The organism is Duganella sp. BJB476 (genome assembly GCF_003416895.1).
In the GTDB taxonomy this organism is placed as follows: Bacteria; Pseudomonadota; Gammaproteobacteria; order Burkholderiales; family Burkholderiaceae_D; genus Rugamonas.
In genome coordinates this window covers 218235-242483 of record NZ_QVIO01000004.1, presented here as the reverse complement: position 1 = coordinate 242483, position 24249 = coordinate 218235, and the positions used below count along the sequence as shown (strand labels likewise).

Below are 24249 nucleotides of genomic sequence, written 5' to 3'. Positions count from 1 at the left end.
CTCAAATCATGCGGCGCGCGCGGAAAGCGCTTCGCCAAACAACAGGTTTTGCCGGATCGGCGTAATGTCGGTGCGGTTTTGAATCAGGTTGAAGTACCACGGGCCATCCTTGACATCGCCATACAGCACGGCGCCGGTCACGCGCCCGTCCCTCAACACCAGCCGCTTGTAGACGCCGCGCCGCGCGTCGCGCAGCACCAGGTCCTCGCTGCCTTCGCCGCCGATGAAATCGCCGACCGAGTACAGATCCACGCCGGTCACTTTCAAACGGGTCGGCGATGTCTGCTGCACGTAGCGGCGCACGCCGGCGCCGGCCAGATGGGCGCCGCAGACGCGTGCCTGGTCCCAGATCGGCGCCACCAGGCCGAAGGTCGCGCTGCGGTGCTGTACGCACTCGCCCACCGCGTACACGCGCGGATCGTAGGTTTGCAGCGTGTCGTCGACCACGATGGCGCGTTCGCAATGCAAGCCGGCCGATTTGGCCAGGTCGATGTTTGGGCGTACGCCGGCGGTCATCACCACCAGGTCGGCCGGGATCTCGCTGCCATCCTTGAAGCGTACCGCGCGCACGCGATCCGGGCCGACGATTTCGGCGGTCTGCGCGTTCATCATGAACTTCAGGCCCTTGGCTTCCAGCGCCTTTTGCAGCAGTAGCGCGGCAGGCTTGTCGAGCTGCTGGTTCATCAGCGCGTCGGTCACGTGGACCACGGTGACGGACATGCCTTGCCGTTGCAGGCCATTGGCCGCCTCAAGTCCCAGCAACCCGCCGCCGATCACCACCGCGTGACGGTGATTGCGCGCCATCGCCAGCATGGTCTCCACGTCCTGGATATCGCGGAAGGCCAGCACGCCGGGCAGTTGGTGGCCAGGCACAGGAATGATGAAAGGCTTGGAACCGGTGGCGATCAACAAGCGGTCGTAACGCACTTCCAGGCCGGAACGCGCACGCACGATGCGCTTGCGGCGGTCGATATGCTCGACCGGATCGCCCGCATGCAGCGTGATGCCATGCTGGACGTACCATTCGCGCGTGTTGAGCATGATGTCTTCCATGCTCTTTTCGCCCGCCAGTACAGGCGACAGCAGGATGCGATTGTAGTTACCGTGCGGCTCGGCGCCGAACACGGTGATGTCGTACATGTCCGGCGCCAGCTCGTACAGCTCCTCGACCGTACGCATGCCAGCCATGCCGTTGCCGATCACGACCAGCGAGGGTTTCACAGGCCTACCCAGACTTTGCCGCCGTCGATGCGAGCGGGATAGATGCCGACCGAATGCTCGGGCGCTTCCAGGCACTCGCCGGTTTGCAGGTCGAAGTGCTGCTTGTAGATCGGCGAGGCGACCACGATGCGTTCGCCCAGGCTACCCACCAGGCCACGCGACAACACGGACGCCTCGGAATTCGGATCGTAGTTATCGATGGCGAACACGCGCGCGCTGCCGTCGTCTACATGGAACACGGCGACCTGCTGCTGGTTCAACAAGGCGCACACGCCGGTGTTGGGCACGATCTCGTCCAGGTTGCAGACGGCGATCCAGTTATCGGTTTGAATATCGCGATGCATAAAGTTCTCCTCAAGCTGCCTTGACTGCGATCGGAATCACGCGCTTGCGTTCTTCCACGGTGGCCGGACGAATCTGTCCGCGTTCTTCCATGAACAACACGTTCTCGTCGCCCTTTTCGCTGTTGACGAAGTGGCGGAAGCGCTTGCGGGTTTCCGGATTCTCGACGGCTTCCTTCCACTCGCATGCATAGGTGTCGACCACGTGCTGCATATCGGCTTCCAGCTCGGCGGCTATGCCCAGCTTGTCGTTGACGACGACCTGCTTCAGGTAATCCAGACCGCCTTCCAGGTTCTCGCGCCAGGTGCTGGTGCGTTGCAGGCGGTCGCCGGTGCGGGTGTAGAACATCAGGAAGCGGTCGATGTACTGGACCAGCGTGGCCTTGTCCAGGTCCGTCGCCAGCAGCTCGGCGTGGCGCGGCTTCATGCCGCCGTTGCCGCACACGTACAGGTTCCAGCCTTTTTCGGTGGCGATTACGCCGACGTCCTTGCCCTGCGCCTCGGCGCACTCGCGGGTGCAGCCGGATACGCCGAACTTGATCTTGTGCGGCGTGCGCAGGCCCTTGTAGCGGTTTTCCAGCTCGATCGCCAGGCCGATGGAATCGTCGACGCCATAACGGCACCAGGTCGAACCGACGCAGGATTTCACCGTGCGCAGCGACTTGCCGTAGGCATGGCCGGATTCGAACCCTGCCGCGATCAGCTCTTCCCAGATCAGCGGCAGCTGCTCGACGCGGGCGCCGAACATGTCGACGCGGGCGCCGCCGGTGATCTTGGTGTACAGGCCGTACTTCTTGGCCACCGTGCCGACCGCGATCAGGCCATCGGCCGTAACTTCGCCGCCCGGCATGCGCGGCACCACCGAGTAGGTGCCGTCCTTCTGGATATTGCCGAGGAAGTAGTCGTTGGTGTCTTGCAGGCTGGCGTGTTCCTTCTTCAGCACGAAGTCGTTCCACACCGACGCCAAGATGCTGGCCGCCAGCGGTTTGCAGACGTCGCAACCGAGGCCCTTGCCGTGCTTGGACAGCAGGTCGCCGAAGCTCTTGATCTGGCCGACTTTAATCAGGTGGAACAGCTCCTGGCGCGAGTAGGCGAAGTGTTCGCAGACGTGGTTGTTGACGGCCATGCCGAGCTTTTTCATCTCGGCCTTCATCACCTGCGTCACCAGTGGCACGCAGCCGCCGCAGGAGGTTCCGGCGTTGGTGCAGCTCTTCAATTCGCCGATGGTGGTGGCGCCGCCGGCCACCGCTGCGCACAGCGCGCCTTTCGACACGTCGTTGCAGGAGCAGATCTGCGCGCCTTCCGGCAGCGCGTCCACGCCCAGACCTGGCTTGGCTGCGCCATCCGATTGCGGCAGGATCAGGAACTCCGGGGATTCCGGCAGTTCGATTTTGTTCAACATCATTTGCAGCAGCGTGCCGTATTCGCTGGCGTCGCCCACCATCACGCCGCCCAGCAGATACTTGCCGCAGTCGGAGACGACGATCTTCTTGTAGATCTGTTTGCGCTCGTCGGTGAACTGGTAGGAGCGGCTGCCTTCGACCTTGCCGTGCGGGTCGCCGATGCTGGCCACGTCCACGCCCATCAGTTTCAGTTTGGTGCTCATGTCGGCGCCGGCGAATTCCGCCGCTTCACCCAGCATGTGCTTGGCCGCGACGCGCGCCATCTCGTAGCCCGGCGCCACCAGGCCGAAGATCAAGCCGCCCCACAGCGCGCATTCGCCGATGGCGTAGACGTCCGGGTCGGAGGTGACGCAGTTGTTGTTGATCTCGATGCCGCCGCGTGGGCCGATGGTCAGGCCGCTCTCGCGCGCCAGCATGTCGCGCGGGCGGATACCGGCGGAGAAGACGATCATGTCCGCATCCAGGTGGCCGCCGTCGGCGAACTCCATGCGGTGCGTACCATCGACGCCGTCGACGATGGCGGTGGTGTTCTTACCCGTGTGGACGGTCACGCCCAGCTCTTCGATTTTCCGGCGCAGCACGCGCGCGCCCCCGTCGTCCACCTGCACCGCCATCAGGCGCGGCGAGAATTCGACCACGTGGGTTTCCAGCTTCATGTCGCGCAGCGCCTTGGCGCATTCGAGGCCCAGCAGGCCGCCGCCGATAACGACGCCGGTCTTGGAACGCTGGCCGCATTCGAGCATCGCTTCCAGGTCTTCGATAGTGCGGTAGACGAAGCAGTCCTTGCGCTCCTTGCCCGGCAGTGGCGGCACGAACGGGAACGAACCGGTGGCGATCACCAGCTTGTCGTAGTCCAGCACATTGCCGTCGGCAGTGGTGACGGTCTTGCCGGCGGTGTCGATCTGGGTGGCGCGGGTGTTCAGGCGCAGCACCATGTCGTCGCGGTCGAAGAAGCCAGGCTTCACCAGCGACAGGTCTTCCGCCGATTTACCGGAGAAGAACTCGGACAGGTGCACGCGGTCATACGCTGGACGCGGCTCTTCGCACAGCACCGTCACTTGCAAATTGACCGCGCCGCTGTTGGCCAGGCTCTCCAGGAATTTGTGGCCAACCATGCCGTGGCCGATAACGATAATCTTCATGATGTCCTCTTAGGCTGCCAGCTTGGCGGCGGTTGCGGTTTCTTCGACGGCGCTGCTGCTGAAGCGGGCCGCCAGTGCGCACAGCGCGGATGCGGCGACGACGATGCCGAGAATGCTCAAGGTTTGCTGCACGTTGCCCAGGCCTTTCATCAGGAAGCCCGCAGCCACGGCGCCTACGTTGCCGCCCGCGCCGATGATGCCGGCCACCCCGCCCAGGGCGCGCTTGTCGACGAAAGGCACGATGGCGTAGGTCGCACCGCAGGCCATGTGGGTGAACAGGCCGAATACCAGCATGGCGCCGATAGCCAGTGCGGCGGTGCCGGCGTTGGCGAACAACAGCAGGCCGGCGCCTTCGCCCAGCATCAGCACGAACAGCAGCGTGACGCGGTTATTCAGGTTGCCAGCGGCGGCGAATTTGTCCGACACCCAGCCGCCCAGGGCACGGGCGAACAATGCCAGCAGGCCGAAGCTGCCCGCCGCCATGCCGGCTTGGGCCAGCGTCAGTTTGAAGTGATCGACGTAGTAGATCGCGGCGATGTTGTGGATGAAGATCTCGATGCCGAAACAGGCGCCGTAGGTGATGAAGAGCATCCATACACGGTAGTTGGCGGAGGCCAGCTTGAAGCTCTCCCAGCCGCCTTTCTTTGCACCGCCGTCGATGGCGATGCCCGCTGCGCGCAGTTCGCTGAAGTTCCCTTGCGGGCAGTCCTGCGTAAAGCGGTAGTAGACGCCGGCCATGACGATCATCAGCACGCCCGGCACCAGCAGCGCGGCGCGCCAGCCGTAGGTTTCGCTCACGCCCAGCATGACCATGGCGGTCATCAGCAGCGGCATCACTGCTTGCGCCACGCCGCCGCCGGCATTGCCCCAGCCAGCGGCTGCGGCGTTGGCGGTGCCCACCACCTTAGGCCCGAACATCACCGAGGTGTGGTACTGCGTGATGACGAAACTGGCGCCGGCCGCGCCGATACCGAGGCGGAACAGCAGGAAGCTCTCGTAGCTCTGCGCGAAGGCGACGCCGATCACCGGGATGGAACCCAGCAGCAGCAAGCCCGTATAGGTTTTGCGCGGACCGAAATGGTCGCACAGGGGGCCGACCACCAGCCGCACGAGGATGGTGATGGCCACGGCGGCGATGTTGATATTGGCGATCTGCGCGACGCTCAGGCCGAATTCACCTTTAATCACCGGCATCAGCGGTGCGCAGGCAAACCAGGCGAAGAAGCAGACGAAGAACGCCATCCAGGTCAAGTGGAACGCCCGCATCTGAGGCGTTGAAATCGAAAAGAGCTTGATGCTGGTAGCTTTGGTGGCCATTTATTATCCCGTTCAGAAAACAAAAAGGCGCCCGCGCAACCAAGGTCACCTAAGACCAGGTTGGGCGGACGCCGTTGTCCTGCCGCCCCGTCTTTGGGCCGGCGGTTGTATTCGGGGGGATCGCCGTTGATCCCTTAGCCTTTGTATTGCAAGAGGTGTGCCAGACCCTGGAAGGCCTGTTTGCAGGGGGAGAAGGCCGCCGAGGAGCTGGTTTGCACTGGCTCCGTGCTATGTTGCGGTGCACGATGCACGCTATCGGTGCGCTGATGGTGCATGGCGGCGGTGCGCGCCGGTAGTGGTCAAGCGCTGGCGCGAACCGGTTCGATGATGGACGGCCAGTTATCCGCGCAGCGCACCACGTCGCCGACGACGATGATGCTTGGGCTGCCAAGGCCGCTGTCGCGCAGGGCTTGTGGCAGTTGGCTCAATGTTGTCAGTAACTGGCGCTGATTGTCGCGCGTGGCCGATTGCACCACCGCCACCGGCGTATCCGCCACCGCGCCGCCGGCCAGCAGGCCGGCCTGGATCGCATCCACGCGCGCCACGCCCATGTAGATCACCAGCGTCAGGCCGCTCTGCGCCAGCGCTTTCCATTCGGGTTCCGATTCCGCATCCTTGCCATGGCCGGTGACGAAGGTCACGCCCTGGCTCCACGAGCGGTGCGTCAGCGGTACGCCGATGCTGGTCGGCGCGGCTAGGCCGCTGCTGATGCCCGGCACCACGTCGACCTCGATGCCGTGCGCGCGCAAGGATGCGCGCTCTTCGCCGCCACGGCCGAACATATAAGGATCGCCACCTTTGAGCCGCACCACGCGATGCCCCGCGCGCGCTTCGGCGATCATCAGCCGCTCGATGAATTCCTGCGGCGTGGATGCGCAGCCGCCACGCTTGCCGACCTGGATCACGCGCGCCGTCGCAGGCGCGAAGCTGAGTATCTCCGGGTTGACCAGGTCATCGATCAGTACCACGTCGGCACGCTCGATGGCGCGGACGGCCTTTAACGTCAACAGTTCCGGATCGCCGGGGCCGGCGCCTACCAGGGTTACGCTGCTCATCATGTTCTCCTTATCCTGCGGCGGCCAGCGCTGCGCTGACCATTTCATCGATCTCGCCAGTGATGTTGGACAGTACGCCCGCCACCACCGAGAACTCCTTGCCGGCGTGCCCCGCCCGCGCCGCGACGATGCGCGCATTGAAGGCCACCATCCGCGCCTGGCGGTTGATCGTATCGATATCGGTGATCACACCGCGCAGCTGCTTGCGCACCAGGCGCGCGTTCAGCTTGGCCTGCTCTTCGTAGATGCTGGTGATCGTGTTGAGGATCGCCAGCGTCGGCGTGGTGATGCCCACCAGCTCCGCCAGCAGCTCAGTGCTTTGCGAGGAGCCTTGTGCGATCGCCTTCAAGGTGCGCTCGCCCAGATCCGCAAAATGCGTGATCTGGCGGTCCCCATCCAGCTTGCCGAAATAGGCCTCGTGCAGCTCAGGACAAAACACGCCCGGCAAACCATCCTTCTCCGCCAGCAGGGACTTGTGAGCACCACGGAACAACGCCAGTGCCTCCTGCGCGGTGGCCGCGCCATCCGCATGCCCTTGCGACGCCAGCAGCGCATACAGCACGATGCGCTGCGACGTGAAGCGGCGGCGGCCCGACAGATTGATCAAGGCGCCGAACACTTCGCCGGTCAGCGCCTTCTTGGCGGCGCCTTCCGGCGCCATGGGGGGCGTGGTCATATCCATCAAGCGGCTTCCTTGGCTGGATGCGCCTGTTTGCGGTACAAGAACTCCAGCACCGCCGTGCGGTACCCGGTGTAGCGCGCATCCTGTGCCAGCGCCACGCGGTCGCGCGGGCGTTCCAGCTGCACGTCGACGATCTCGCCGATGGTGGCTGCCGGGCCGTTGCTCATCATGACGATGCGGTCCGACAGCAGCACCGCCTCATCCACATCGTGCGTCACCATCACCACCGTCGACTTGGTGGCGGCGACGATCTTCAGCAGCTCGTCCTGCAAGTGCGCGCGGGTCAGCGCATCGAGCGCGCCGAAGGGTTCGTCCATCAGCAGAACCTTAGGCTCCATCGCCAGCGCGCGGGCGATGCCGACGCGCTGCTTCATGCCGCCCGAGATTTCATGCGGACGCTTGGACTCCGCAGCCGTCAGGCCGACCAGCGCCAGCGCCTGCATGGTGCGCTCGCGCAGCTGGTTGCGCGTTTCCGTCTTGCCGAACACACGCTCCACGCCGAGGTAGATGTTTTCGTAGCAGGTCAGCCAGGGCAGCAGCGAATGGTTCTGGAACACCACCGAGCGCTCCGGCGACGGCCCGGCGATCTCGCGGTTGGCGCACAACAGCACGCCGTCCGTGGGCTTGAGCAGGCCGGCGATCAGGTTCAGCAAGGTCGATTTGCCGCAACCCGAGTGGCCGATCAGCGTGATGAATTCGCCCTTGCGCACCGTCAGGTCGATCTCGCGCAGCGCGTGGAACACGCCCTTCCGGGTATGGAAAACCATCTCCACGCCTTCGATGTCGATGAATTTTGGCTCGTCCATGATCGTGGTCCTTTAGTTGGATACTTGTTCGTAGGTGAAGGCGCGGGCCAGCGCCATCAGCGCCTGCTCCAGCATCAGGCCGACCACGCCGATGGCGACGATGGCGATGATGATGTGCGGGACATTCAGGTTGTTCCACTCATCCCACACCCAGAAGCCGATGCCCACGCCGCCGGTCAGCATTTCCGCCGCGACGATCACCAGCCACGCGGTGCCGATCGACAGCCGCACGCCGGTGAGGATGTAGGGCAGCGCGGATGGCAGCAGGATCTTGGTCAGCACCTTCCACTCCGACAGGTTCAGCACGCGCGCCACGTTCATGTAATCCTGCGGCACGCGCTGCACGCCGACGGCGGTGTTGATGATCATCGGCCAGATCGAGCAGATGAAGATCGACCAGATGGCGGCAGGATTGGCGGACTTGAACACCAGCAGGCCGATAGGCAGCCAGGCCAGCGGTGACACCGGCTTGAGCAGGCTGATAATCGGACCGAACATGCTGCCGATGAACTGCACGCGGCCGATCAGGAAGCCCAGCGGTATCCCCACCAGCGCCGCCAGGCCGAAGCCCACCGCCACCCGCTGCAGGGACGCCAGGATATTCCAGCCTATGCCCTGGTCGTTCGGGCTTTTGCTGTAGAACGGATCGGAGAACAGCTTGACCGCTTCCTGCAAGGTCGCCAGCGGCGTCGGGAAGGCGCTGTTCTTGATGGTGATGATCTGCCAGACCAGCACCAGCAGCGCGGCGCCCAGCAACGGCGCGACGACCTTCATCGCAGTGGCGGACATCTGCTGCCGCGTGCGCACCGACGAATTGGCGGCCAGCGGGCGACGTGGGCGGCGGATCGGCGCCGCTGCTACCGGTTCGGCGCTATCGGGTTTGAGCATGGCGTTCATGGCATTCCCCTATCAGGCTTTGATTTTGAACGAGGCGGCGAACGCTTTCGGGTTCTTGCCGTCCCATACGGAACCATCCATCATCTTCGAGGTGCGCAGCGGGCTTTTCGGCACCGGCGTCTTGGTCATCGCTGCCGCGTCCTTGTACAAATCGATCTGGTTGACCGAGGTGGCCACGGCCAGGTAATCCGGATCGTCCTTCAGCAGGCCCCAGCGGCGGTGCTGCGTCATGAACCACATGCCGTCCGACAGGTACGGGAAGTTGACCGCGCCGTCGTTGTAGAACTTCATGTAGTTCTGGTCGTCCCAGGTCTTGCCCAGGCCATTCTGGTAGCGGCCCATGATGCGCTGGTCGATCGCATCCTTGCTGGTGTTGACGTAGGATTTGTCGGCGATGACTTCGGCCATCTTGTTCTTGTTGGCCAGCGAGGCGTCGATCCATTTGCCGGCATCGAGGATGGCGGCCATCATCGCGCGGCAGGTGTTCGGGTTCTTCTTCGCGAATTCCAGCGTCGAGCCGAGCACCTTTTCCGGGTGGTCCTTCCAGATGTCCTGGGTGGTGGTGGCGGTGATGCCCACGCCGTCCATGATGGCGCGGTGGCCCCACGGTTCGCCCACGCAGAAGCCGTCCATATTCCCGACCCGCATATTGGCCACCATCTGCGGCGGTGGCACGGTGATGACCTTGGCGTCCTTCATCGGGTTGATGCCGTTGGCGGCCAGCCAGTAGTAGAGCCACATCGCGTGGGTGCCGGTCGGGAAGGTCTGGGCGAAGGTGTATTCGCGCTTGTCGGTCTGCATCAGCTTGGCCAGCGACGGGCCGTCGACCGCGCCCTTGTCGGCCAGCTTCTTCGACAGCGTGATGGCCTGGCCGTTGTTGTTGAGGCCCATGAGCACCGCCATGTCTTTCTTCTGGCCGCCGATGCCCATCTGCACACCGTAAAGCAAGCCATACAGCACATGGGCTGCGTCGAGATCGCCGTTGGCCAGCTTGTCGCGCACGCCGGCCCAGGAAGCCTCTTTGCTCAACACGAATTTGACGCCGTATTTTTTATCGAAGCCCAGCACCGAGGCCATCACCACCGACGCGCAGTCGGTCAGCGGAATGAAGCCGATCTTGATTTCTTCCTTCTCCGGCTTGTCCGAACCCGCCGCCCATACGCCACCCGTTGCCAATCCCAACATGCTTCCCCCCGCTACCAGGCCTGCGCCATGAATGATTTGCCGACGCTTGGTGTTCACAGTTTCGGATGGCAGGTCCGTGCCTGCTTGTGGCTCTTCATATTCCATCGCAAATCCCTCATGTAGTCAGCAAGACAAAACGGCAAAAAAAAAGTCTACCCAACATGAACGGATTCATGAGTGTAGACGTCGTTGTCTGGTGGACCTCACCGCCGTTGGCGAGGTACAGCAAGCGCATCGTTGCGCTTGCCTACAGGCTATGCAATGTCTGTGCCAGCAAGTTTTGAGAGGGAAACGAGGGAAATCAGGCGGATGGCAGCGCCATGCGATGGCGCAGAAAACGCACTGCTATTGCGCAGTGCATCATTTTGGACGGGATTTAGCCGAGCAGATCTTCGACATCGAGGATGCGTTGCGCCACCTCGGACAGCTTGAGGTTTTTGCTCATCGCCATGCTGCGCAGCTTTTGAAACGCTTGCTCTTCGGTGAAACGTTGGCGCTCCATTAACAGGCCCTTGGCGCGTTCGATGATCTTGCGTTCGGCCAGCTTGCTCTTGGTATCGGACAGCTCGTCCAGCAGCTTCTGCTCGCGCTTGAAGCGCGCCAGCGCCACCTGCAGCACCGGCTTGATACGGTCGCTCTGCAGGCCGGCCACGATATAGGCCGACACGCCGGCCGCCATGGCGGCCTCCATGCTCTCGGTGTCGTCACTCTCGGTGAACATGACGATGGGACGCCGCTCGTCGCGGGTGGCGATGACGATGTGCTCCAGCACGTCGCGGGCGTCGGATTCGGCGTCGACGATGATCATGTCCGGCTGCAGCTGGGCGATGCGCTCGGGCAGGTACATGTCCGGCGGCAGCGAGGCGATGATGTCATAGCCCGCTTCGAGCAGGCCGATGCGCAGCGCGCGCGCCCGTTCGGCCTGCGCGCGCAGGGATTCGTCATCCTCGTCGCCGGCGTGGATGATGGTGTTGACGACTACAATGCGTAAATGTTTCATGACTCTACTGCAAGCAAGAATCAATCCATTCTACGGCACAAAGCCCGAGTCCTGCCGGGTGAGCATATTTTCGGGTGGCCGAAAAACGACGCTTCCTGCCCTAGAACGGCGCGTCGCCTTCGATGGTGGTGCGATACAGCTTGCGGCGCAGATGGTCGGGCGTGCCGCCGGCGAGGTGCATCAGCGAGCGGTTATCCCAGAACACCAGGTCGTGCGCCTCCCAGCGATGGCGGTAGATATGCTCCGGCAGCACGCTGTGCGCAAACAGTTCGGCCAGCAGCGCACTGCTTTCATCGGCCGGCATGCCGACGATGCGGGTGGTGAAATGCTCGCTGACGAACAGCGCCTTGCGGCCCGTCTCCGGGTGCGTGCGCACCACCGGATGCACGACCGGCCGCACCTCGGCGATCTGCGCCGGCGTCAGTGGCGGGCGATAGGGATTGCGGCGGCGTAGCTCTTCATACTGCGCCAGGTAGCTGTGCTCCGCGCGCGCGCCCTGCACCGCGAAGCGCAAGGCCGCAGGCAAGGTGTCGAACGCCAGGTGCATATTGGCGAACAGGGTATCGCCGCCTTCGGCCGGCAGCTCTTGCGCGTGCAGCATCGAGCCCAGGCTGGGCGTCTCCTTGTACAACAGGTCGGAATGCCAGAAATGGCCGGCGTCGCCCAGGCCGATAGGCTTGCCGTCTTCGATGATGTTGGAGATGATCAGCACCTCCGGCGTGGAAGGCAGCTGGAAATTGCGCAGCACATGGATTTGCAGCGGGCCGAATCGGCGACTGAAATCCACCTGCTGCTGCGGCGTGATGCGCTGGTCGCGGAACACCAGCAGGTGGTGCTCCAGGTGCGCCTGGTGGATGCGCTGGAAGGCGCGCGGGGACAACGGATGGTTCAGGTCCAGGCCGAGGATCTCCGCGCCGAGCGGCGCATCGAGCAGTTCGATGTCAAAAGCGGGTTGGAGAACGGCAGACATGGCGCGCGCCCAGTGAATGAGTAGGCGCCTAGTCTATGCCGCTTCCTTTATTTAGAAAACGAAGCTTATCTGCTATCGATATGCAGAATCTTTATCAGCCCAGTTCCGAGTCGTACACGCTCAGACGCTTGGCCACGCGCGGCGCCAGTTCGTGGGCGGCGGTGACGGTCATTTCCAGATCGTGCAGCTTGCCGTCTTTCAGGCCGTAGACCCAGCCGTGCACCGTGACGTTCTGGCCGCGGTCCCATGCGTCCTGCACGATGGTGGTCTGGCAAACGTTGGACACCTGCTCGACCACGTTCAGCTCGCACATGCGTTCCGCGCGCAGCTTGCTGGTCAGCACATCGCCGAGGTAGCGCTCATGCTTCTGGTGCACGTCCTGCACGTGGCGCAGCCAGTTGTCGGCCAGGCCGACACGGGTGCCGGTCATTGCCGCGTGCACGCCCTTGCAGCCGTAGTGGCCGACGATGATCACGTGCTTGACCTTCAGCACATCGATCGCGAACTGCAGCACCGACAGCGCGTTCAAGTCCGAGTGCACCACCACGTTGGCGATGTTGCGATGGACGAAGACGTCGCCCGGCGCCAGGCCCAGCAGCTCGTTCGCCGGCACGCGGCTGTCCGAGCAGCCTATCCACAGGTATTCCGGCGAGGCTTGCTGCGCCAGGCGGTTGAAGAAGTCGGGGTCGCGCTCGACTTCCGATTCGGCCCAGCGGCGGTTGTTGTCCAGCAGGTCGCGCAACGGGGAATTGCTGTTGTCCAGATCACTCATGATGCTCCTCTCGTACATAAGAAGACCGCCGGTCCACCCGGAAAGGGTGGCGCGGCGGTCCGATATTACCAAGACTGCATGACATCGCAGTTACTCAAAAGCTTTACTCAAAAAAGTCCTTCACCTTGTCGCGCCAGGTCTTGCTTTGCGGGCTGTGCTTGGAGCCGCCTTCGGTGGTCAACTTTTCGAAATCGCGCAGCATGTCCTTCTGCTTCTCGGTCAGCTTGACCGGGGTCTCGACCGCCACGTGGCAGAACAAGTCGCCCGCGAAGCCGGAACGCACGCCCTTGATGCCCTTGCCCTTGAGGCGGAAGGTCTTGCCCGACTGGGTGCCTTCAGGGATCGTGAACGATACTTTACCAGACAATGTCGGAACCTCGATGTCGCCGCCCAAAGCCGCCTTGGCAAACGAGATCGGCATTTCGCAATGCAGGTCGTCGCCTTCGCGCTGGAACACCGAGTGCGGCTTGATGTGAATTTCCACATACAAGTCGCCCGACGGTCCGCCATTTGTGCCCGGTTCGCCGTTGCCGGACGAGCGGATACGCATGCCGTTGTCGATGCCGACCGGGATCTTCACTTCCAGCGTCTTGTTGCGCTTGATGCGGCCCTGGCCCGCGCAGGCAGCGCATGGCTCGGGGATGATCTTGCCGGTGCCGTGGCATTTCGGGCAGGTCTGCTGGATGCTGAAGAAGCCCTGCTGCATGCGCACCTGGCCGTGGCCGGCGCAGGTCGAGCACGTGACCGGCGAGGTGCCAGGCTTGGCGCCCGAACCGTGGCAGGTGTCGCACTTGTCCCAGGATGGTACACGAATTGTGGTGTCGAAACCGTGTGCGGCCTGCTCCAGCGTAATTTCGAGGTTATAGCGCAAATCAGCACCGCGATATACTTGCGGGCCCTGGCTGCGGCCGCGACCGCCACCAAAGATGTCGCCGAAGATGTCGCCGAAGGCATCACCGAAACCGCCGGCGCCGCCGCCGAAGCCACCGCCGCCACCCATGTTCGGATCGACGCCGGCGTGACCGTAACGGTCATACGCTTCGCGCTTCTCCGGATTGGTCAGCATCTCGTAGGCTTCTTTGACTTCCTTGAATTTTTCTTCCGACTCTTTGCTATCCGGATTGCGGTCCGGATGGTATTTCATCGCCAGTTTGCGATACGACTTCTTGATCTCGTCTTCCGACGCGTTTTTGGCGACACCAAGTGTCTCGTAGAAATCTCGCTTTGCCATATTGTCGGCACCTTGCTGTATTGAATACTGATGTACTGTTTATGCTAAAAAGCCGAGTCGGCGCCGTTTACACGGCCACACGACTCGGCGCTGTCATTCCCCGCACTGCGGGGAACGGCATGTCTTACTTGCTGTCTTTGACTTCTTTGAAGTCGGCGTCAACCACGTCGTCCTGCGGCTTGGCCTGCTCGGCGCCTGGCTGGGCGCCACCTTCAGCACCGCCGCCGGCGGCAGCTTGCTGCGCCTGCATGTCAGCGTACATCTTCTCGCCCAGCTTCTGCGAAGCGGTCGACAGCGATGCCACTTTGGCGTCGATCTCAGCCTTGTCGCCGCCTTTGATCGAACCTTCCAGGTCGGTGATCGCGGCTTCGATTTTTTCCTTCTCGCCGGCTTCCAGCTTGTCGCCGTATTCGGTCAGCGATTTGCGGGTCGAGTGCACCAGCGCGTCGGCCTGGTTGCGCGATTCGGCCAGCTCTTTCACTTTCTTGTCTTCTTCGGCGTTGACTTCAGCATCCTTCACCATCTTCTGGATCTCAGCTTCGGTCAGGCCGGAGTTGGCCTTGATCGTGATCTTGTTTTCTTTGCCGGTGGCCTTGTCTTTCGCGCCGACGTGCAGAATGCCGTTGGCGTCGATGTCGAAGGTCACTTCGATCTGTGGCGTGCCGCGCGATGCCGGCGGGATGCCTTCCAGATTGAATTCGCCCAGGCCCTTGTTGCCGGCCGCGATTTCACGCTCGCCCTGGTAGACCTTGATGGTCACCGCAGGCTGGTTGTCGTCGGCGGTCGAGAACACTTGCGAGAACTTGGTAGGAATCGTGGTGTTCTTGTGGATCATCTTGGTCATCACGCCGCCCAGGGTTTCGATACCCAGCGACAGAGGCGTCACGTCCAGCAGCAGCAAGTCCTTGCGCTCGCCCGACAGCACCGAGCCCTGGATCGCGGCGCCAACGGCGACGGCTTCATCCGGGTTCACGTCCTTGCGTGGGTCTTTGCCGAAGAACTCTTTAACTTTTTCCTGCACCTTAGGCATGCGGGTCATACCGCCGACCAGGATGATGTCGTCGATGTCCGAAACCTTGACGCCGGCATCCTTGATCGCGGTGCGGCATGGCTCCATGGTCGCGTTGATCAGTTCCTCGACCAGCGATTCCAGCTTGGCGCGGGTCATCTTCAGAGTCAGGTGGACCGGCGCGCCGTTCGCCATGGCGATGTACGGCTCGTTGATTTCGGTCTGCTGCGACGACGACAGTTCGATCTTCGCGCGCTCGGCCGAAGCCTTGATGCGCTGCAGGGCGATCGGATCTTTTTTCAGGTCCAGGCCGTTGATCTTCTTGAACTCTTCGATGATGTAATCGATGATGCGCTGGTCGAAGTCTTCGCCGCCCAGGAAGGTGTCGCCGTTGGTCGACAGCACTTCGAATTGTTTTTCGCCATCGACGTCGGCGATCTCGATGATCGACACGTCGAAGGTACCGCCGCCCAAGTCATACACGGCGATCTTGCGGTCGCCCTTTTCAGTCTTGTCCAGGCCGAAAGCCAGTGCGGCCGCGGTTGGTTCGTTGATGATGCGCTTGACGTCCAGGCCAGCGATACGGCCGGCATCCTTGGTCGCCTGGCGCTGCGAGTCGTTGAAGTACGCAGGCACGGTGATGACGGCTTCGGTGACTTCTTCACCGAGGTAGTCTTCTGCCGTTTTCTTCATCTTGCGCAGCACTTCAGCCGAGATTTGCGGCGGCGCCAGCTTCTTGTCGCGCACGCCGATCCATGCGTCGCCGTTGTCGGCTTTCATGATCGAGTAAGGCATCAGGCCGATGTCCTTCTGCACTTCTTTTTCGTCGAACTTGCGGCCGATCAGACGTTTGACGGCGAACAGCGTGTTCTTTGGATTGGTCACGGCCTGGCGTTTTGCCGGCGCGCCGACCAGAATTTCACCATCTTCTTGGTAAGCAATGATCGATGGCGTCGTGCGCGCGCCTTCGGCGTTTTCGATTACCTTTGGCTGACCGTTTTCCATGATGGAAACGCAGGAATTCGTGGTTCCCAGATCGATACCGATAATTCTACCCATGATTTTTCTTCCTTATTTGCTAAAGTTCAGATGGTACTAATATGTGGAAAAGCTGTATGTTTTCAAGTGCTTAGTTCGACGCGGAAGCAAAAATAATTTATTTCGCTTGCGCCGCGGTCACGATGGCGGGACGCAGCAGGCGGTCCGCGATCATATAGCCTTTTTGCAGTACGGAAACTACCGTATTGGCTTCCTGGTCGGCAGGCACCACGGCGACAGCCTGGTGCTTGTTCGGATCCAGCTTGTCGCCCTGGGCTGGCAGAATCTCCAGCAGGCGGTTTTTCTCGAAGGCCGACGACAGCTGCTTGAGCGTCATTTCCACGCCTTCCTTCAGCGATTCGATCGACGGCGTTTCAACTTTCAGGGCCATTTCCAGGCTGTCCTTGACCGGCACCATGGCCTCGGCGAAGCTTTCAACGGCAAACTTGTGGGCCTTGGCCACGTCTTCCTGGGCGCGGCGACGGATGTTTTCACCGTCGGCCTTGGCGCGCATGAAAGCGTCGTGCATCTCGGCCAGTTTCGCTTCGGTGGCCGACAGCTGCTCCTCCAGCGTAGGCTGGTCAGGAGTCGATGGCGGGGCCGACGCAGCGGCTGCTGCCGCCTCTGGATTAGGTACGGCTTGGTTTTCCTGATCTTGCATCTATAGACTCCTACTATCGTATTTGTTTGACATTACTTTTCTTACCGCACTGGCAGCAAATGGGGCGATAACCTATGTTTTCAAGGGTTATTCTGCCCGCTATTTCATCACCGCTGCCGCGCGCTGCCCCACAAGCGGCCTCATGTAACAGGCGTTACAAAACTTCGTCTGTGCAGGCTCTACTTTTTTGCACCGCAGCGGCTAAGATGTACTAATGACAACCGTCGCGGCAGTTTTTCCGGGAGCGCCTCACCATGAAGTTGCCACTGATTGCAGCATCCATCCTGGTGTACATCGTCTTGGCGACGGCATGGATCTGCTATGCCGACTTCCCCTTCAGCCGGCTATTTTAACAGGCTGGCACTCGTCACCCGCAAGTGCTGATTACGCTGTCTGAACGGAGTTGTGGCGAGATTGTCTCTTTTCAGTCAGCGGCGCCCAGTTTGAGGGCGGCGGCGCGGCCGATCTCCGCATCTTTCTTCACTTCATCATGCTGGGCCGCAACCATCTGCGTCGGCCAGCCGATCATGTGCTGTTCGGCAATTTCCGCCATGGCGGCGATCCAGGCCGGCGATTCGTTCAGGCAGGGGATGTAGTGGAATTCACGGCCGCCGGCCTGTTCGAAGTCGTGCCGCACTTCCATCGCGATTTCTTCCAGGGTTTCCAGGCAATCGCTGATGAAGCCGGGGCACAGCACGTCCACGCGCTTGACGCCGTCGCGCGCCAGCTGGGCGATGGTGGGCGCCGTGTAGGGTTGCAGCCACTCGGCCTTGCCGAAGCGCGACTGGAAGGTGACGACATATTGATCTGGCGTCAGTTTCAGCGCGGCGGCCAGCAGGCGCGCGGTCTTCAGGCATTCGCAGTGATAGGGGTCGCCCAGCATCAGCGTGCGCTTGGGCACGCCGTGGAAGCTCAGCACCAGCTTGTCCGGGCGGCCGTGGGCGTCCCAATGCGCCTGCACCGACTGGCGCAGCGCGCGGATATAGCCGTCATGGTCGTGGTAGTTGCGCACGAAACGCAGCTCGGGGATGTTGCGCACCGCGCCGTAGTGGCCGAACACGGCGTCGTAGATCGAGCCGGTGGTGGTGCCGGAATACTGCGGATAGGCGGGCAGCACGGCGATGCGTTCGACGCCGTCGGCCTTCAGCTTGGCCAGCACTTCGGGCAGCGACGGCGAGCCGTAGCGCATGGCCATGGCCACGGTCAGGTTCTGGTGGCCGCGTTCGCCCAGCGCGCCGCGCAGCAGCATGGCCTGGGCGGCGGTGTGCACCTTCAGCGGCGAGCCTTCGCGGGTCCAGATCGACGCGTACTTCTTCGCCGACTGGCCGGAACGGAACGGCAGGATGATCAGGTTGAGAATGAACCACCACACGGCGCGCGGAATCTCGACCACGCGCGGATCGGACAGGAATTCCTTCAGGTAGCGGCGCACCGCCGAGCGGGTCGGCGCGTCGGGCGTGCCCAGGTTGACCAGCACGATGGCGCTACGGCCAACCGTGCCGTGCTTGTAGGGAGGTTCTTTTAGGAAGGTCATGTAGGCCGATGGCAGCGTGTTTAGGACAGCTTGCCATTATAGTTAGCCTAGCGTAGCGATGGTTGGAAATCGGCGTCGGTCACCATGCCGAAGCCAAAGCCGTCCGCCAGCAGGCCGGCGATGATGGCGTCCAGGCTTTTCAAAGTGTTCGGATGAATTTCATGCATCAGGATGATGCCGCCGCGGCGCGCGCGGGCGGCGGCCAGCACGTGGCCGACGTAGTCGTTCATGAACTGGTGCGGCACGCCGCAGGAAATCGCTTCGCGCGCGTCGATGGCGCCGGTGCGGTCGTAGGCCCAGTCGCAGGAGTCGATGTGCCAGCCGACGATCTTGTAGCCATGCTCGCGCACCAGCTGGTTGGTCTCGCAGGTCGAATTGCCATACGGGTAGCGGAACAGCTTGGGGCCGTCCGTGCCGGTCAGGCTGTCGGTGCGCAGCACTTCGCCGGCCTGGCGGGCGACGTCGATGTCGTGGAAGTTGGGATGGCTCCACGAGTGATTGGCGACGACATCGTGGCCGGCCGCGCGCACCCTGTCCACCAGCTCGGGATACTGCTGCGCCTTCTCGCCGATCATGAAGAAGGTCGCGTGGACCTTGTACTTCTTCAGCACTTCCAGGATGTTGTCGGTGCCGGGCGCGGTGGGGCCGTCGTCGAAAGTCAGCGCGACGCGGTTCAGCGGCGGCGGCGTGGCGATGTCGGACTCATAGCGGCAGCTGCTCGCCAGCACCGCCGGCTCCACGGTCAAACGCTCGTTGAGGCGCTTTAAATGGTGGCGGCGTATCGCCGCCGATTCGTCTTGCGGCGCAGGCGCTGCGGCTGGCTGGACTTGTTCGGCGGCGAGCGCCCAGTGACTGGCCGCGAGCAGGCCGGCTACCATCAACATACGTATCATTCGATCATTCCGATTCAGGAGGCAAGCAGCTCGCGGGCGTGCTTGCGGGTGGTGGCGGTGATTTCGAGGCCGCCCAGCATGCGCGCTACTTCTTCCACGCGGGCTTTCGAATCCAGCACGTCGATGCGCGAGGCGGTCTTGCCGTTTTCCAGCGTGCCCTTGGCCACCTGGAAGTGCTGGCCGGCCTGGCTGGCCACCTGCGGCAAGTGCGTCACGCACAGCACCTGGCGCTCCTGGCCCAGGCGGCGCAACAGGCGGCCCACGACTTCGGCCACGCCGCCGCCGATGCCGCTGTCGACTTCATCGAAGATCAGCGTCGGCGTGGTGGTGGCGTTGGAGGTGATCACCGAGATCGCCAGCGAGATGCGCGCCAGTTCGCCGCCCGATGCCACCTTGGCCAGCGACCGTGGCGCCACGCCGGCATGGCCGGCCACCAGAAACTCGATCTGCTCCAGGCCATGCGCGCCAGGCTCACCGGCGTTGAGCGCGACTTCGAAACGGCCGCCCGTCATGTTCAGTTCCTGCATCGCCTGGGTGACCGCGTCGCTCAACTGGCGGGCCGCCTTGGCGCGCGTGCCGGACAGGCGCTGCGCCTGCTCCATGTACGCGGCCTTGAGTTTTTCTTCCTGTTTGCGCAAGCCTTCGATGTCGCTGGCGTCGGCGATCTGCGACAGGCGCCCGGCCAGCTTCGCGTGCTCCTCCGGCAGCTGCTCTTCGGTGACGCGGAACTTGCGCGCCGCCGAGTGGATCGCGTCCATCCGCGCCTCCACCTTGCGCAGCCGCTCCGGATCGAGGTCGACCCGGTCCAGGTAATCGTTGAGCGCATACACGGCTTCCTGCAGCTGGATGCGTGCCGGTTCGATCAGGTCGACGATGGCCTGCAAGCCGGTGTCGATGCCGGCCAGCTTGCCCAGCTTCTGGTTCAGCGACGACAGCTGCGACAGGATCGGATGCTCCTCCGCCTCCGAGATCACCGTCAGCGCTTCCTGCGCGCCCTCCAGCAGGCTGGCCGCGTGCGACAGGCGGCTCTGTTCATTGCTCACCTCCGCCCACTCGCCCGGCTTGACGGCCAGCTTTTCCAGCTCGTTGACCTGCCACTCCAGGCGCTCGCGCTCATACAACACGTTGGCGGCATTGGTCTCGAACTCCTCCAGCTGCTTGCCCAGCGCGCGCCAGGCGCGGTAGGCCAGCGTCACCGCCTTGACGTCGTTGCCGGCGCCGGCCTGGCTGTCGAGCAGCACGCGCTGCGCCTCGGTCTTCATCAGCGACTGGTGCGCGTGCTGGCCGTGGATATCGACCAGCATGTCGCCGATCTCGCGCAGCTGCGCCGCCGTCGCCGCGATGCCGTTGATGTAGGCCTTGCTGCGGCCGGCGTTGTCGATCACGCGGCGCAGCAGCGCGCCGCCCTCTTCCACCGCGAACTCGTTGGCGGCCAGCCAGTCGCGCGCCTGCTCGCTCAATGCGAAGTCCGCCGTGATGTCGGCCTTGGCCGCGCCTTCGCGCACCACGCTGGCGTCGCCGCGGCCGCCCAGCGCCAGCGTCAGCGCATCGATCAGGATCGATTTGCCGGCGCCGGTCTCGCCGGTGAAGACGGTGAAGCCTGCGGAGAATTCCAGTTCGATGGTGTCGACGATGACGAAATCGCGGATGGACAGAGTACGGAGCATGGAGGCCTGGTGAGGTTAATTGAGTTTGCCTTCAGCGGAAGGATGTTCATTCCAGTGCAGCTTTTCGCGCAGCGTGTTGTAGTAGCTCCAGCCCTCCGGGTGCAGGAAGGTGATCGAGTGCGGCGAACGCTGGATGATGATCTGGTCCTGCCCGGTCAGGCTGGCGAAGGTCTGCATGTCGAAGTTGACCGAGATGTCGCGCCCGCGCACGATCTCGATCACGATCTCGCTCGACTCGGGCAGCACGATCGGCCGGTTCGACAGCGCGTGCGGCGCGATCGGCACCAGCACGATGCCGCCCAGGCTCGGATGCAGCAGCGGCCCGCCGGCCGACAGCGCATACGCGGTGGAGCCGGTCGGGGTCGAGATGATCAAGCCGTCGGAACGCTGGTTGTACATGAAGTGGCCGTCGACGTCGACCCGCAGCTCGGCCATGCCGGCGCCGGCGCCGCGCGACACCACGACATCGTTGACGGCCAGGCCGACGTGGATGGTTTCGCCGTTGCGCACCACGCGCCCTTCGAGCAGCGTGCGGCGCTCGGCCTTGTAGCGGCCGGCCAGGATCTTGGGCAGCACGTCGAGCATGGCGTCGAGCGGGATGTCGGTCATGAAGCCCAGGCGGCCCTGGTTGATGCCGATCAGCGGCACGTCGAACGGCGCCAGCTGGCGCGCGATGCCCAGCATGGTGCCGTCGCCGCCCATGACGATGGCGGCGTCGCAGTGGGCGCCGATTTCGGTGGCGCTCATCACCCGCACGCCCGCCATCTCGAAGCCGAGATGGGCGGCGGTCTGCTCTTCAAACACCGCCGTGTAGCCGTCCTTTTGCAGGAAATCGACCACGCTGCGCACCGATTCGGCGATGCCGTCGGTGTTCTGGCGCACGACCAGTGCGATGGTTTGATAAACGGCGGGCGTGGCGGTCATAAAAATCTCGGCAAAAGGGTGAGGTCGGCGACACGCAGCAGGGTAACCCATAACGCCGGCTTCTGCCATCGCCCGCCCGCCTCACAACTGTACATTTAAACAGTATTTTGCGCAGTATAGTGTGCCGGCGGCCAGACTGCAAGGACCTCAGTGGCCGCCGACGCTCATGATCCCGCCCAGCATCGACAGCAGGATCGCCAGGCCGACCGCCATCGAATAGAAGGTCATCAGCGTGCCCCAGCGGAAGAACACGCCCCAGCGGCTGCCGCCGTACACGCGCCGCATGGCCCACGGCAGGTAGCCCAGCAGCCAGCACCACAGCACGAAGCCGACCAATCCGGACGGTATCAGCAGGATCACGCTGTAGATGAAGAAGGCGAAGGCGTTGGTGTGCAGCGCGAACAGCAGGTGCTCGCCGAAGCGCTTGCCCGAGCCCAGGTACAGCACCTTGAGGAACAGCGCGAACACCGGCATCAGGCAGAAGATCGCATACGGCGCGTAGTGGTAGAAGCCTTCCGTGAAGACCTTGCCCTTTTCGCCGCCCGGCAGGTGTTCGAACGCCTGCCATTTGTGCTTGAGCTTAGGCCAGCGGTTCAGGAAATCACCGTCCTTGTCCAACACGGTGAAGTTGAGATCATTCATGTCCTGGTCCTTGCCCTTGTCGCTCGCGGCTTCGCGTGCGGCGGCGGCGGATTCCTCCAGCTTGAAGTCTTTCTGCATGTCGTTGATCGCCGTTTCGGCGGCGGTCTTGCCGCGCTGTTCTTCCGGCGTCAGCGCCTTGAGCTTCTCGGCCGCCTTGGCCTGCGCATCGGCGACCTTGCCCACCGCGTCCGCCGTACCGGACGCCACCACCGTCTCCGGCTTGTCGTTGTCGCCCACGCCCGGATCGAAGCCGCCGGAGAATTTCATGATCGCGAAGAACAGCAAGCTCAGCGTCAGGTACAGGCGCAGCGGCTGCACGAAGCGCACGCGGCGGCCGCGGATGTATTCCAAGGTCAGCGCGCCGGGGCGGAACAGCAGGCGCATCACCGTGCCCCACAGCCGGCCCTCCAGCGCCACGTAATGGCCGACGAACTCGTGCAGGAACTCGCGCGTGCTGGCGTGGTGCAGGATGGCTTCCTGGCCACAGTTCGAGCAATAGTGGCCGCTGACCACCGCCTCGCAGTTGGGGCAGTTGGCCGACGGCGCGTGGGCGTCGTGTTCCGAGGTCACAGCAGTGCTCATGCAAACATCCTGATCGTAGAGGCGTGGAAAAAAGTGTACAAATGATAAACGACTTCAGCCGATACTTGTCAGGATTCAATGCGGCGACCGTGGCAAAAACACCTCGCCAAAACGGAATAGCGACAAAACGCATAGAATTCTGATTTACCCTCCCCCACGAAAGACCACGATGCGTATCCTGCACACCATGCTGCGAGTCGGCGACCTCCAGCGCTCGATCGATTTCTACACCAAGGTACTCGGCATGAAGCTGCTGCGCACCAGCGACAATCCCGAGTACCAGTACACGCTGGCCTTCCTCGGCTACGGTTCCAATCCGGAGCACGCCGAGCTGGAGCTGACCTACAATTACGGCCAGACCAGCTACGAGCTGGGCACCGCCTACGGCCACATCGCGATCTCGGCCGACGACATCGTCAGCGCCTGCAGCGCCGTCAAGGCCAACGGCGGCGCCGTCACGCGCGAGCCGGGTCCGGTCAAGGGCGGCTCGACGGTGATCGCCTTCGTCACCGACCCGGACGGCTACAAGATCGAATTGATCGAGCGCAGCTTCGACGGCCAGGGCGCCGGGCTTTAAGTTGTCGCGGCCGGCGTCTTGCCGCCGGCCGTATGCAGGAAGATGAAGACGCCGATGGCGCCGATCACGCCGATCAGCACCGACACCAGCGCCAGCACGGCCGGCTGCTGGTGATACAGTTGGGCGACCAGGTACACCATCCCCGCGTTGGCCAACAGCAGCAGCATGCCCAGCCACCACAAGGCGGACGAGATCTGCCGCGGATAGTCCAACCCCAGCATGCCCAACAACGGCAGCGCATGGACCGCCAGCATCAGTACGAATACTGCCCGCCAACGTGTCAGCAGGCGCGGCGCGGCCGCCTGCTCTTGCATCGACAGGGCCGGCGCGGGAGCGACGACTTGCCGCCGCTTGAAGTAGACCACGACAAAACCCAGGAACAGCACCGCGCTCAGCGCCAAGCCGCCGACCACGCTCACCATCATGGCGCGGTAGCCACAGGCGCCTTCGAACGTCGAGCCGAACCACGAACAAGGCATCGCGTCCAGCGCGGCATAGGCAATGGCGCCGGCGATGCAGACCGATGCTACCAGCGCCAGCAGCAAGGTCAGCAAAGTACCTGCGGTGCTGCGGATAGCGGGATGGTCGGTTTGCATGGCGGCGGCCTGTGTTTATTTAATAACAATTCGCCGGATGGTACAACGTTCAGGCATCGCCGTCCACGCGATACGGCTTGAGCAGATCGGCAGACGAAAAAAAA

At 63.0% G+C, this 24249-nt stretch carries 22 protein-coding genes; 1 reads left to right on the top strand and 21 read right to left on the bottom strand.

The window, feature by feature from the left end; all coding sequences use genetic code 11:
* Nucleotides 1-6: 6 nt before the first annotated feature.
* From D0T21_RS17635 to D0T21_RS17540, 20 genes are all read right to left on the bottom strand, one after another.
* Nucleotides 7-1221, bottom strand: coding sequence for an NAD(P)/FAD-dependent oxidoreductase (locus D0T21_RS17635; protein ID WP_116992089.1), 1215 nt, complete (start codon nucleotides 1219-1221; stop codon nucleotides 7-9).
* Nucleotides 1218-1565: a nitrite reductase small subunit NirD gene (nirD, locus tag D0T21_RS17630; protein ID WP_116992088.1), complete on the bottom strand. Its 348-nt coding sequence runs from the start codon at nucleotides 1563-1565 to the stop codon at nucleotides 1218-1220. Before nirD ends, D0T21_RS17635 begins: the two co-directional genes overlap by 4 nt.
* A 10-nt stretch (nucleotides 1566-1575) precedes the next feature.
* Nucleotides 1576-4107, bottom strand: coding sequence for a nitrite reductase large subunit NirB (nirB, locus tag D0T21_RS17625; RefSeq protein WP_116992087.1), 2532 nt, complete (start codon nucleotides 4105-4107; stop codon nucleotides 1576-1578).
* Between the two features lie 9 nt (nucleotides 4108-4116).
* The gene (locus D0T21_RS17620; protein WP_116992086.1) at nucleotides 4117-5424 is read right to left on the bottom strand and encodes an MFS transporter; all 1308 of its coding nucleotides are present in this window, start codon (nucleotides 5422-5424) and stop codon (nucleotides 4117-4119) included.
* A gap of 299 nt (nucleotides 5425-5723) precedes the next feature.
* Nucleotides 5724-6479 carry a uroporphyrinogen-III C-methyltransferase gene (gene cobA / locus D0T21_RS17615; RefSeq protein WP_199538558.1) on the bottom strand — a complete coding sequence of 252 codons (756 nt, stop codon included), beginning with the start codon at nucleotides 6477-6479 and terminating at the stop codon, nucleotides 5724-5726.
* Between the two features lie 10 nt (nucleotides 6480-6489).
* Entirely contained in the window at nucleotides 6490-7161 is a 672-nt protein-coding gene (locus D0T21_RS17610; protein ID WP_116992085.1) for a methyl-accepting chemotaxis protein, read from the bottom strand.
* The gene (locus D0T21_RS17605; RefSeq protein WP_116992084.1) at nucleotides 7161-7967 is read right to left on the bottom strand and encodes an ABC transporter ATP-binding protein; all 807 of its coding nucleotides are present in this window, start codon (nucleotides 7965-7967) and stop codon (nucleotides 7161-7163) included. The genes D0T21_RS17610 and D0T21_RS17605 overlap by 1 nt, the downstream gene beginning before the upstream one ends.
* A gap of 12 nt (nucleotides 7968-7979) precedes the next feature.
* Nucleotides 7980-8864, bottom strand: a complete 885-nt coding sequence (gene ntrB, locus D0T21_RS17600; protein ID WP_116992083.1) for a nitrate ABC transporter permease — start codon at nucleotides 8862-8864, stop codon at nucleotides 7980-7982.
* A gap of 12 nt (nucleotides 8865-8876) precedes the next feature.
* Entirely contained in the window at nucleotides 8877-10154 is a 1278-nt protein-coding gene (locus tag D0T21_RS17595) for a CmpA/NrtA family ABC transporter substrate-binding protein (RefSeq protein ID WP_116992082.1), read from the bottom strand.
* 271 nt (nucleotides 10155-10425) lie between these two features.
* Entirely contained in the window at nucleotides 10426-11049 is a 624-nt protein-coding gene (locus D0T21_RS17590; RefSeq protein WP_116992081.1) for an ANTAR domain-containing response regulator, read from the bottom strand.
* 100 nt (nucleotides 11050-11149) lie between these two features.
* A complete protein-coding gene (locus D0T21_RS17585) occupies nucleotides 11150-12019 on the bottom strand; it encodes a TauD/TfdA family dioxygenase (protein ID WP_116994448.1) in 870 nt (289 codons plus the stop codon).
* Between the two features lie 94 nt (nucleotides 12020-12113).
* A complete protein-coding gene (can, locus tag D0T21_RS17580; protein WP_116992080.1) occupies nucleotides 12114-12791 on the bottom strand; it encodes a carbonate dehydratase in 678 nt (225 codons plus the stop codon).
* Nucleotides 12792-12894: 103 nt separating this feature from the next.
* Entirely contained in the window at nucleotides 12895-14022 is a 1128-nt protein-coding gene (gene dnaJ / locus D0T21_RS17575) for a molecular chaperone DnaJ (protein ID WP_116992079.1), read from the bottom strand.
* Between the two features lie 124 nt (nucleotides 14023-14146).
* On the bottom strand, nucleotides 14147-16090 hold the full coding sequence (gene dnaK, locus D0T21_RS17570; RefSeq protein WP_116992078.1) for a molecular chaperone DnaK: 1944 nt from the start codon (nucleotides 16088-16090) through the stop codon (nucleotides 14147-14149).
* A 97-nt stretch (nucleotides 16091-16187) separates the two neighbouring features.
* Nucleotides 16188-16730 (bottom strand): nucleotide exchange factor GrpE, encoded by a 543-nt coding sequence (gene grpE, locus D0T21_RS17565; protein WP_116992077.1) that lies wholly within the window; start codon nucleotides 16728-16730, stop codon nucleotides 16188-16190.
* A 424-nt stretch (nucleotides 16731-17154) separates the two neighbouring features.
* A complete protein-coding gene (gene hemH, locus D0T21_RS17560) occupies nucleotides 17155-18264 on the bottom strand; it encodes a ferrochelatase (RefSeq protein ID WP_116992076.1) in 1110 nt (369 codons plus the stop codon).
* Nucleotides 18265-18311: 47 nt separating this feature from the next.
* Nucleotides 18312-19157: a polysaccharide deacetylase family protein gene (locus D0T21_RS17555; RefSeq protein WP_116992075.1), complete on the bottom strand. Its 846-nt coding sequence runs from the start codon at nucleotides 19155-19157 to the stop codon at nucleotides 18312-18314.
* 14 nt (nucleotides 19158-19171) lie between these two features.
* Complete coding sequence (recN, locus tag D0T21_RS17550; protein ID WP_116992074.1) at nucleotides 19172-20824, bottom strand: DNA repair protein RecN; 1653 nt, start codon at nucleotides 20822-20824, stop codon at nucleotides 19172-19174.
* 15 nt (nucleotides 20825-20839) lie between these two features.
* Nucleotides 20840-21748 (bottom strand): NAD kinase, encoded by a 909-nt coding sequence (locus D0T21_RS17545; protein ID WP_116992073.1) that lies wholly within the window; start codon nucleotides 21746-21748, stop codon nucleotides 20840-20842.
* 147 nt (nucleotides 21749-21895) lie between these two features.
* The gene (locus D0T21_RS17540) at nucleotides 21896-22972 is read right to left on the bottom strand and encodes a DUF3667 domain-containing protein (protein ID WP_116992072.1); all 1077 of its coding nucleotides are present in this window, start codon (nucleotides 22970-22972) and stop codon (nucleotides 21896-21898) included.
* A gap of 169 nt (nucleotides 22973-23141) precedes the next feature.
* Here D0T21_RS17540 and gloA point away from each other — a divergent pair, with 169 nt between their 5' ends.
* The gene (gloA, locus tag D0T21_RS17535) at nucleotides 23142-23549 is read left to right on the top strand and encodes a lactoylglutathione lyase (protein ID WP_116992071.1); all 408 of its coding nucleotides are present in this window, start codon (nucleotides 23142-23144) and stop codon (nucleotides 23547-23549) included.
* On the opposite strand, the gene D0T21_RS17530 is transcribed toward gloA, so the two are convergent.
* Nucleotides 23546-24145 carry a hypothetical protein gene (locus D0T21_RS17530; protein WP_116992070.1) on the bottom strand — a complete coding sequence of 200 codons (600 nt, stop codon included), beginning with the start codon at nucleotides 24143-24145 and terminating at the stop codon, nucleotides 23546-23548. The genes gloA and D0T21_RS17530 overlap by 4 nt on opposite strands.
* Nucleotides 24146-24249: the final 104 nt, after the last annotated feature.